The sequence below is a fragment of the Gemmatimonas sp. genome, from assembly GCF_044344655.1.
Classification (GTDB): Bacteria; Gemmatimonadota; Gemmatimonadetes; order Gemmatimonadales; family Gemmatimonadaceae; genus Gemmatimonas.
The window spans coordinates 1-8,452 of record NZ_JBIJCN010000077.1; the positions used below are offsets into that span (position 1 = coordinate 1).

The 8,452-nt window shown below is 68.7% G+C and carries 10 protein-coding genes; all 10 read left to right on the forward strand.

Annotation, left to right across the window (positions count from 1 at the left end):
- The first annotated feature begins 105 nt into the window (after positions 1 to 105).
- The 10 genes from tgt to ACIQ51_RS13735 are packed head-to-tail and all read left to right on the forward strand — an operon-like array spanning position 106 to position 8,286.
- Positions 106 to 1,278 (forward strand): tRNA guanosine(34) transglycosylase Tgt, encoded by a 1,173-nt coding sequence (tgt, locus tag ACIQ51_RS13690; protein ID WP_396205616.1) that lies wholly within the window; start codon positions 106 to 108, stop codon positions 1,276 to 1,278.
- Positions 1,275 to 1,637, forward strand: a complete 363-nt coding sequence (gene yajC / locus ACIQ51_RS13695) for a preprotein translocase subunit YajC (protein ID WP_396205617.1) — start codon at positions 1,275 to 1,277, stop codon at positions 1,635 to 1,637. Before tgt ends, yajC begins: the two co-directional genes overlap by 4 nt.
- Before the next feature lie 22 nt (positions 1,638 to 1,659).
- On the forward strand, positions 1,660 to 2,226 hold the full coding sequence (def, locus tag ACIQ51_RS13700; RefSeq protein ID WP_396205618.1) for a peptide deformylase: 567 nt from the start codon (positions 1,660 to 1,662) through the stop codon (positions 2,224 to 2,226).
- A gap of 15 nt (positions 2,227 to 2,241) precedes the next feature.
- Complete coding sequence (gene fmt / locus ACIQ51_RS13705) at positions 2,242 to 3,222, forward strand: methionyl-tRNA formyltransferase (RefSeq protein WP_396205619.1); 981 nt, start codon at positions 2,242 to 2,244, stop codon at positions 3,220 to 3,222.
- Positions 3,223 to 3,227: 5 nt separating this feature from the next.
- Positions 3,228 to 4,592 (forward strand): 16S rRNA (cytosine(967)-C(5))-methyltransferase RsmB, encoded by a 1,365-nt coding sequence (gene rsmB, locus ACIQ51_RS13710; protein WP_396205620.1) that lies wholly within the window; start codon positions 3,228 to 3,230, stop codon positions 4,590 to 4,592.
- Between the two features lie 45 nt (positions 4,593 to 4,637).
- The gene (locus ACIQ51_RS13715; protein ID WP_396205621.1) at positions 4,638 to 5,189 is read left to right on the forward strand and encodes a PASTA domain-containing protein; all 552 of its coding nucleotides are present in this window, start codon (positions 4,638 to 4,640) and stop codon (positions 5,187 to 5,189) included.
- Complete coding sequence (rpe, locus tag ACIQ51_RS13720) at positions 5,186 to 5,851, forward strand: ribulose-phosphate 3-epimerase (RefSeq protein WP_396205622.1); 666 nt, start codon at positions 5,186 to 5,188, stop codon at positions 5,849 to 5,851. Before ACIQ51_RS13715 ends, rpe begins: the two co-directional genes overlap by 4 nt.
- Complete coding sequence (locus ACIQ51_RS13725; protein ID WP_396205623.1) at positions 5,848 to 6,405, forward strand: TlpA disulfide reductase family protein; 558 nt, start codon at positions 5,848 to 5,850, stop codon at positions 6,403 to 6,405. Before rpe ends, ACIQ51_RS13725 begins: the two co-directional genes overlap by 4 nt.
- A 10-nt stretch (positions 6,406 to 6,415) precedes the next feature.
- Complete coding sequence (gene tsaD, locus ACIQ51_RS13730) at positions 6,416 to 7,471, forward strand: tRNA (adenosine(37)-N6)-threonylcarbamoyltransferase complex transferase subunit TsaD (protein ID WP_396205625.1); 1,056 nt, start codon at positions 6,416 to 6,418, stop codon at positions 7,469 to 7,471.
- A 2-nt stretch (positions 7,472 to 7,473) separates the two neighbouring features.
- The gene (locus tag ACIQ51_RS13735; RefSeq protein ID WP_396205626.1) at positions 7,474 to 8,286 is read left to right on the forward strand and encodes a prolipoprotein diacylglyceryl transferase; all 813 of its coding nucleotides are present in this window, start codon (positions 7,474 to 7,476) and stop codon (positions 8,284 to 8,286) included.
- Positions 8,287 to 8,452: the final 166 nt, after the last annotated feature.

Genomic DNA, 8,452 nt, shown 5'->3' on the forward strand with positions numbered 1-8,452 from the left:
GCAGCGACGCCGACCGTGGGTCGACCCAGACCGTGGTGGCAGTACCCCGACCGTGGTGGCAGTACCTAGACTGTGGTGGCAGTACCACGACCCCGACCCAGACCCATGAGCCCCGACCCCCAGGCCGCTTTCGGCTTCGAAACAACGCAGCAGTGCGCCCGCGCCCGAACCGGGGTCTTCTCCACCCCCCACGGCCCCGTCGAGACTCCGCAGTTCATGCCCGTCGGCACCCTTGCCTCCGTGAAGTCGCTCGACCCCGACGACCTCACGCGCCTCGGCGCCACCATGATCCTCAGCAACGCCTACCACCTCCGCCTTCGACCCGGCGACGAGCTGATCAGAACCATGGGCGGCCTGCACCGGTTCATGCAGTGGCACGGCCCGGTGCTCACCGACTCCGGCGGCTTTCAGGTCTTCTCCCTCGAAGGGCTCCGCAAGATCCAGGAAGAGGGGGTCGAGTTCCGCAGCCATCTCGATGGCTCGCTCCAGCAGTTCACCCCCGAATCCGTCATGCGCATCGAGCGTAACCTCGGCGCCGACGTGATCATGCAGTTCGATCACGTCGTCCCCGGGCAGTCGCCGCACGACCTCGCCCAGGTCGCCATGGAGCGCAGCATCCGCTGGCTCGAGCGCTGCCGCACCGAATTCCAGCGGCTCCTGGTGGACGACCCAAACGCCCCCACGCCCGTGCAGGCCCTCTTCCCCATCGTGCAGGGCGGCATCCACGCCGACCTCCGCGTGGCCTCCGCGCGCGCCATCCAGGGCGTGGGCGACTGGGTGGGCTACGGCATCGGCGGGCTGTCCGTGGGCGAAGCCAAGCCCGACATGTACGCCATGCTGGATGTCGTCGACGCGGAACTTCCCACTGACCGCCCGCGGTATCTCATGGGGGTCGGCTTTCCCGAAGACCTCGTCGAAGGCGTGGCGCGCGGCGTGGACCTCTTCGACTGCGTCGCCCCGACCCGCATGGGGCGGACTGGCGCGTTCTTCACCAGCACCGGCCGCCGCAGCATCAAGAACGCCCAGTGGCGGACCGATCCCACCCCGCTCGAGGAGGGGTGCCAGTGTGCCGCCTGTACCCGCTTCAGCAAGGCGTACATCCGGCATCTGTTCATCGCCGAAGAGATCCTCGGCCTCCGCCTCCTCAGCCTGCACAATGTACATTTCCTCGTCGCGCTCATGCGCGAGGCCCGCGCTGCCGTGATGAACGGCACGTTCGAGGGCTGGAGCCGTGACTGGCTCGCCCGCTACCACTCCAGCAAGACCGCTACCCCATGATCGCACCCGCTCTCGCCAGCTTCGCCCTGCTGCAGGCCGCGCCCACCAGCGCCGTTCCGCAGATGATCTTCATGTACGGCGCGATCTTCGCGATCTTCTACTTCGTGCTCATTCGCCCGCAGCAAAAGCAGCGCAAGCAGCACGAAGAGCGCGTGAAGACCCTCAAGAAGGGCGACGAAATCGTCACGGCCGGCGGCATCGTGGGTGAAGTCCTCCACATCGCCGCCACCGGCAAGGACGGCGCGGCCACGCTCGCCGACCGCATCACCATCAAGTCCGGCGAGAGCAAGCTGATCGTCGAACGCGGCCGTATCGCGGCCGTGGGCGGCACCGCCGCGCCTGGCGCGCCCACCGCGTAAACCACGGCCAGCTCCCGTTACCGTGTCCCTCCTCGATATCCACGTCTTCGGCTCGCCGATTCTCCGCCAGGAGACCGAGCTGGTCACCGAGTTCACCCCCGCGCTGCGCCGTCTCGTCGACGACATGTTCGACACCATGGAGGCCGCCAAGGGCGTGGGGCTCGCTGCCCCCCAGGTGGGCCGCAACGAGCGCCTCTGCGTGGTCGATGCCGACGACGTGCGGCTCGTGGTCATCAACCCCGAGATCGTCCACAAGGAGGGCGGCCTCGTGCGGGGCGAGGAAGGGTGCCTCTCCATTCCCGAGATCTACGCCGACGTGGACCGCCACACGCGCATCACCGTGCGCGCGCAGGATATCGACGGCAAGTGGTACGAGATCGAGCACGCCGCCAACCTCCTCGGCCGCTGCCTGCAGCACGAGATCGATCACCTGCACGGCAAGCTGTTTACCGATCGCCTCAGCATGCTCAAGAAGCGTTCGGCCATGAGAGACTGGGACTACGAGAAGGCCAAGTACCCGAAGAACCTGCGCGTCCTCCCCGTGGGCGACCTGCCGCCCGAGAAGGACGCGAGTGCCTCGGACACCTGACGAGACGGCGTCCCCGTGAGGATCCTCTTCTGGGGCACGCCCGACTTTGCCGTGCCGCCCCTCCGCGCGCTCCTCGGCGAGGGACACGACGTGGTGGGCGTCGTCACGCAGCCAGACAAGCCTCGTGGACGCTCGCGCACACAACTCGACCCGTCGCCGGTGAAGGTCGTCGCGCTGCAAGAAGGGCTGCCCGTGCTGCAGCCGCTCAAGCCGCGCGGTGATGAGTTCCTGCAGCAGATGCGTGAACTCGCCCCCGACATCTCGGTGGTGGTGGCGTACGGGCACATTCTCCCCAAGGCCGTCATCGACCTGCCACCGCACGGCACCCTCAACATCCACGCCTCGCTGCTCCCCGAGCTGCGCGGGGCGGCGCCCATTCAGGCGAGCCTCCTGCAGGGCATGCCCGAAACGGGCGTGACCATCATGCAGATGGTGCCGGCCCTCGATGCCGGCGACATGCTGCATGTGCTGCGGACCCCCATCGGCCCCGAAACCACTTACGGCGAACTGCACGACCAGCTCGCCGAAATGGGCGCGCTGGCGATCGTGCAGGCACTCACGCTGATCGAGGCCGGCGTGTCGCGCCCCGTGCCGCAGGATGACGCGCGCAGCACCTATGCCCCCAAGATCGACCGCAGCATGGCGCGCCTCGACTTCACGCAGAGCGCCACTGAGGTGTCGCGCGTGTCGCGAGCGTTCGATCCACGCCCCGGTGCGTTCGCCACAATCAGCGGCGTGGAAGTGAAGTGCTTCGGCGCGCGTGTGATCGGACGCGGCACCGACGCCGACCTCGACGAGCCCGCACTCGCCAGCCCGCCGGGTACCGTGCGAAGCGCCGATGACCAAGGGCTCGTGGTGCGCTGCGCCGAAGGCGCCGTGCGCTTCATGGACGTGCAGCCCAGCGGCAAGGCGCGCATGACCGCCGCCGCCTGGGCGCGCGGCCGCGGCGTACAGGTGGGGCAGCAGTTCGACGCCCCGGCCCCACCACTGCCGTGAGCCCCGTGGCCCCTCCACGTGGTCCCCGCGGTGGGCGCGGCAACGCACATGGCAGCGCCGGCCCGGGGGTGACCGAGTCGCGCACCGCCGCCGCGCTCATGCTCGCCGACCTGCGCGCCGGCCAGCTGCTCGACGGCGCCTTCGAGCGCCGCACGCAGCCCCTAGATGCGCGCGATCGCCGTTGGGTGCAGGAGCTCGTGTGGGGCACGCTGCGCACCCGCGGACGCCTCGATGCCATCCTCGCCGAACGGGTGCGCGGTGGCATCGCCAAGCTCGACCCCGAGGTGGCCGACCTCCTGCGGCTGGGCGCCTATCAGCTGCTCAGCATGGGCAGCGTTCCGCCCTACGCCGCGATCGGACAGACGGTGGAGCTGACCAAACGCCGGCACGGCATCGGCGCCAGCAAGCTCGCCAATGCGGTGTTGCGCCGTATCGACCGCGAACGCGAGACGATCGAACCCGCGGTACCGGCCGATCCGCTCGAGGCGCTCGCGCAGGCGTATTCGCATCCGCGTTGGGTGGTGGCGCGCTGGGCGGAACGCTGGGGGATGGACGACACGCGCGCGCTCCTCGACGCCAACAATGCGCCGGCCAACATCGTGGTACGCCCCTACGGCGTCTCGCGCGAGGGGCTGGCCGAGGCGCTGCAGGGCGCCGGCGTTGACGCCTTCGAGGTGCCGCGCGTGCCGGACTCGCTGCGCCTTGCCGCCGGTGTCGCCCTCACGGAACTCGACGCCTTCAAGCAGGGCACGTTCTACGTACAGGACCCCGCCGCCACGCTCGTGGTGCAGTACGCCTGCGTGCCTGAGGGCGGCACCGTGGCGGACCTCTGCGCGGCCCCCGGCAGCAAGGCGCTCGAACTCTCGCGCCGTGCCGCGCTCGTACTCGCGTCGGACCGCAATCTGTCGCGCGTCGATCGCATGCTCGACGGCTTCGGCCGCCTCGATGCCGACCGACTCGTCACGATCGTGGCCGATGCGCGGCAACCAGCCACCGTGCGGGTCGATGCCGTGCTCGTGGATGTGCCCTGCACTGGCACCGGTACCTTTCGCCGGCACCCCGATGCGCGCTGGCGGTTGCGGGTGAGCGACTTCGCCGTGATGGGTGCCATGCAGAAACAGATCCTGCGCGCGGCGGCACAGGTGGTGAAGCCGGGCGGGCTGCTGGTGTACAGCACCTGCTCACTCGAACTCGAGGAGAACGACGAGCAGGTGAACGCCTTCCTCGCCGAGCACCCGGAGTTCACCCTCGAGGCACCGCCCGCCGGCACCGTCCCCGACGACGTGCTCGACAACGGCTGCCTGCGTGTGCTGCCACACCGTCACGGCTTCGACGGCGCCTTCGCGGCCCGGCTGCGGCGCGCGGCGTAATCCACCGCATCCACCACGCATCGCGCGCGAACGGACAGAGATCCCATGGCCGAGACGGCAAAGAAGCGGACGAAGAGCAAGGTGGCGACCACGCCGGCGCTCGCCACGTGGGGGAAGCGCGCGCTCGTCGCCATCGTGGCGGGGGTGTCGATCGGCGCCGGCGCCGGCGTGTTCACCGTGCACCGTCTCGAGCCCGGGCGCGGCACCGGCGTGGACTCGCTCGCCGCCATGCTCGATAGCATCGCCAAGGGGCGCATCCGGGAGCCAGGCGCCGCGCAGCGCGCGTCGGAATCACAGCGACGCGACGACAGTGCGCGCGCCGCCACCCCCGAGGAGATGCCGGCGGAGCGTATCGCCGTGCCGTCACTTGTGGACCTCGACGAGGGCGCCGCCCGCAACGCCCTGCTCGACGCCGGGCTGCAAGTGGGTGAGGTGCAGTTCGAGGCCTCGCCCAAGCCGGCGGGCACCGTGCTCGCCACCATTCCCGCAGCGGGGCAGATGCTGCCGCTGCAGGGTGCGGTCACCATCGTGCTGAGCGATGGCCGCACCGCGCCCACCGACACCCTGCTCCGCCTTTTGCCCCAGAGTGCGCCATGAGCGTTCGTATTGCGCCGTCCGTGTTGAGTGCCGACTTCCGCAAGCTCGGCGACGAGATCGCCATGTGTGAAGCCGGTGGTGCCGACTGGATCCACGTGGACGTGATGGACGGCCGCTTCGTGCCGAACCTGTCGTTCGGCGTGAAGGTCATCGAAGCGGTGAAGAAGTCCACCAGCAAGGTGGTGGATGTGCACCTCATGGTGCTCGAACCCGAGCACTACTTCGAGGACTACGTGAAGGCGGGCGCTGACGTGCTCACCATTCACGCCGAGGCCGCGCCGCACCTCGACCGGCAGCTCGCACGCATCAAGGAGCTGGGCGTGAAGTGTGGTGTGGCCATCAACCCCGGCACGTCACTCAGCGCCATCGAAGAGGTGGCGCACATGCTCGACCTGCTGCTCATCATGAGCGTGAACCCCGGCTACGGCGGGCAGAAGTTCATCGAGTATTCGGTCGACAAGATCGAGCGCGCCCGCTTCCTGCTGGATCAGGCGCAGAGCGCCGCGGTACTGGAAGTGGACGGCGGGATCTCGCGCGACACCATCCAGCGCTGCTGGAAGGCCGGCGCCGACACCTTCGTGGCCGGGAATGCCGTCTTCGGTGCCGCCAATCCGCAGGCGGAGATCGCCGTCCTGCGCAGCCTCTGTTCGGAGACCGTATGACCGCAAAGCAGCAGTGGATCGTGGTGCTGGGGATCGTCGCCGTCCTGGTGGGTGGGGCGTTCACCGCGTCCTACTTCCTCAAGGACGAACTCACCAACGTGACCACGGGCTCCGATGCGCCGGGCTTCGCGGCGGCTACGCTCGATCCCGCGCCGCAGATGAAGTCCCTCAGCAACTACCGCGGCGAGGTGGTGCTGCTCAACATCTGGGCCACCTGGTGCGGCCCGTGCCGCATCGAGATGCCGGAGATCGAGCGCCTGCATCAGGAGCTCGGCCCCAAGGGACTCAAGATCGTGGCCGTGAGCGTGGACAACGCCGGCGAGGAGCAGAAGATCCGCGAGTTCGTGCAGGAGTTCGGGATCCACTTCGAGGTGCTGCACGATGCGAGCGGCGCCATCCAGGGGATCTATCGCACCACGGGTGTGCCGGAAACGTTCATCATCGATCGTGACGGGGTGGTGCGGAAGCGTTTGATCGGTCACATGGATCTCACGCAGAACTACGACGGCAACAAGCGCCTGCTCGAGCAGCTGCTCGCGCAGCCCAAATCGTAACCACCGCAGCGTGCGCGTTCTCGGCATCGAAACCTCCTGCGACGAAACGTCGGCGGCGATCGTCTCGGGCACGCCCGAGGCGATGTCGCTCGACGCGCTGGTGATCCTGTCACAGGACGTGCATCGCCTCTTCGGCGGCGTGGTGCCGGAGATCGCCAGCCGTCAGCATCTCACCGGCATCGTGCCGGCGGTCAACGCGGCACTGCGCGACGCCGGCGTGACCATGGGCAACCTCGATGCGATCGCCGTCACGCACGCCCCCGGGCTCGTGGGCGCGCTGCTCGTGGGGACCAGTTACGCCAAGGCCATGGCCTTCGCGCACGGCAAGCCGGTGGTGCCGGTGCACCACCTCGAGGGGCATCTCTTCGCCACGCTGCTCGAACACCCCGACGCGAAGCCGCCCTTCACCGCCCTGCTGGTCAGCGGCGGCCACACGCTGCTGCTCGATGTGCCGGAGTGGGGGCGCTACCAGCTGCTCGGGCAAACCCGCGACGACGCGGTGGGCGAAGCGTTCGACAAAGTGGCCAAGCTGCTCGGGCTTCCGTACCCGGGCGGTCGCCCCGTCGAACAGCTCGCCGCCACCGGCGAGAGCCCGTCACACGGGCATCCGCACCACTTTGCGCGCCCCATGCTGCGGCGCCGAGCGGTGATCGGCGACGAGGACTACTACGACTGCTCCTTCAGCGGCCTCAAGACGGCCGTGCTGCACGCGGTACGCCATGCCGACAAGTCAGGCACGCTCGAGGCAGACAAGCCGAGCATCGCGCGCGGCTTCCAGGACGCCGTGATCGAAACGCTGGTCGAGAAGGTCTATCGTGCCGCCAAGGCGCACCGCCGAGGCCGCGTGGTGTTGGGCGGAGGCGTGGCCTGCAACGGAGCGCTGCAGCTGGCCATGCGCGAACGGTTCGCCGGGCGTGGCGGGCAGGTCTTCGCGCCATCCCCACGCCTCGCTACCGACAACGCCGCCATGATTGCCGCCGCGGGGCTCTTCCGCGTGCTGCGCGGCGAACACGCCGAGCCGACGATGACGGCTACGGCATCCTTGCCGATCCCGGGTATGTTCTAAGCATGCTTGCTCCCATCCTGCACCACCCCACGGTCTTCCACCTCGGTCCGCTCGAGCTCACCGGCTTCGGCCTGGCGGTGCTGGCGGCATTCGCCATCTCACAGATCATCTGTCAGCGCGAGCTGTGGCGGCGTGGGCACGCCAAGGAAGCGGAGGCCATCCCCGATCTGGTGATGGCGGCGCTGATCGGCACGCTCATTGGCGCAAAAACGTACTACGTGGTGCTCACGGGCGATCCGTCGGCGTTCCTCAGCCGCGGCGGGTTCGTGTTCTGGGGAGGCTTCATGGGCTCGGTGGCGCTCTGCTGGGCTACGATTAAGTACAAGAAACTCAACTTCCTCCGCATCGCCGACGTGGCCGGCATCGCGATCGCCGCCGGCTACAGCGTGGGGCGCACGGGCTGCTGGGCGGTGGGTGACGACTATGGCCGTCCGTGGAATGGCTTCCTCGCCACGCAGTTCCCCGAGGGCGCACCGCCGAGCACGGTCAGTGTGATGAGCAGCCAGTTCGGTGTGTCGTTTCCGGCCGGTACCAATCCGCTCGACATGGTCGCGGTGCATCCCACGCAGCTGTACGAGACGGTGATGGGGTTCCTGATGTTCGCCATCCTGTGGCGCTTCCGCTCGCACCCCCACAAGGAAGGGTGGCTGTTCGGGCTGTACTGCATCGTGGCGGGCGTGGAGCGGTTCATCGTGGAATTCTTCCGCGCCAAGGACGACACGCTCACGTTCGGGCTCACGACGGCGCAGATCATCGCCATCACGATCTTCAGCATCGGGGCGGGGCTGATGGTGACACGGCGACGCACGGCCTGACACGTGGGGGTCGGGGGCCGGGTCTGAGTCTTGGTACGGCCACGACGGTCGGAGCACTGCCACGGCGGTCTGGGCACTGCCGGGACGGTCTTGGCCTTCCCACGGTCGGAGTCGCTGCATGGGCTGGCGCGGCGCTGCGCTGGCGCGTCGGGGTCGGGGTCTGAGT

Coding starts and splice junctions, on each gene's coding strand:
- yajC (WP_396205617.1), top strand. CDS start 1,275: ATGATCGCACCCGCTCTCGCCAGCTTCGCCCTGCTGCAGGCCGCGCCC.
- ACIQ51_RS13735 (WP_396205626.1), top strand. CDS start 7,474: ATGCTTGCTCCCATCCTGCACCACCCCACGGTCTTCCACCTCGGTCCG.
- ACIQ51_RS13725 (WP_396205623.1), top strand. CDS start 5,848: ATGACCGCAAAGCAGCAGTGGATCGTGGTGCTGGGGATCGTCGCCGTC.
- tgt (WP_396205616.1), top strand. CDS start 106: ATGAGCCCCGACCCCCAGGCCGCTTTCGGCTTCGAAACAACGCAGCAG.
- rpe (WP_396205622.1), top strand. CDS start 5,186: ATGAGCGTTCGTATTGCGCCGTCCGTGTTGAGTGCCGACTTCCGCAAG.
- ACIQ51_RS13715 (WP_396205621.1), top strand. CDS start 4,638: ATGGCCGAGACGGCAAAGAAGCGGACGAAGAGCAAGGTGGCGACCACG.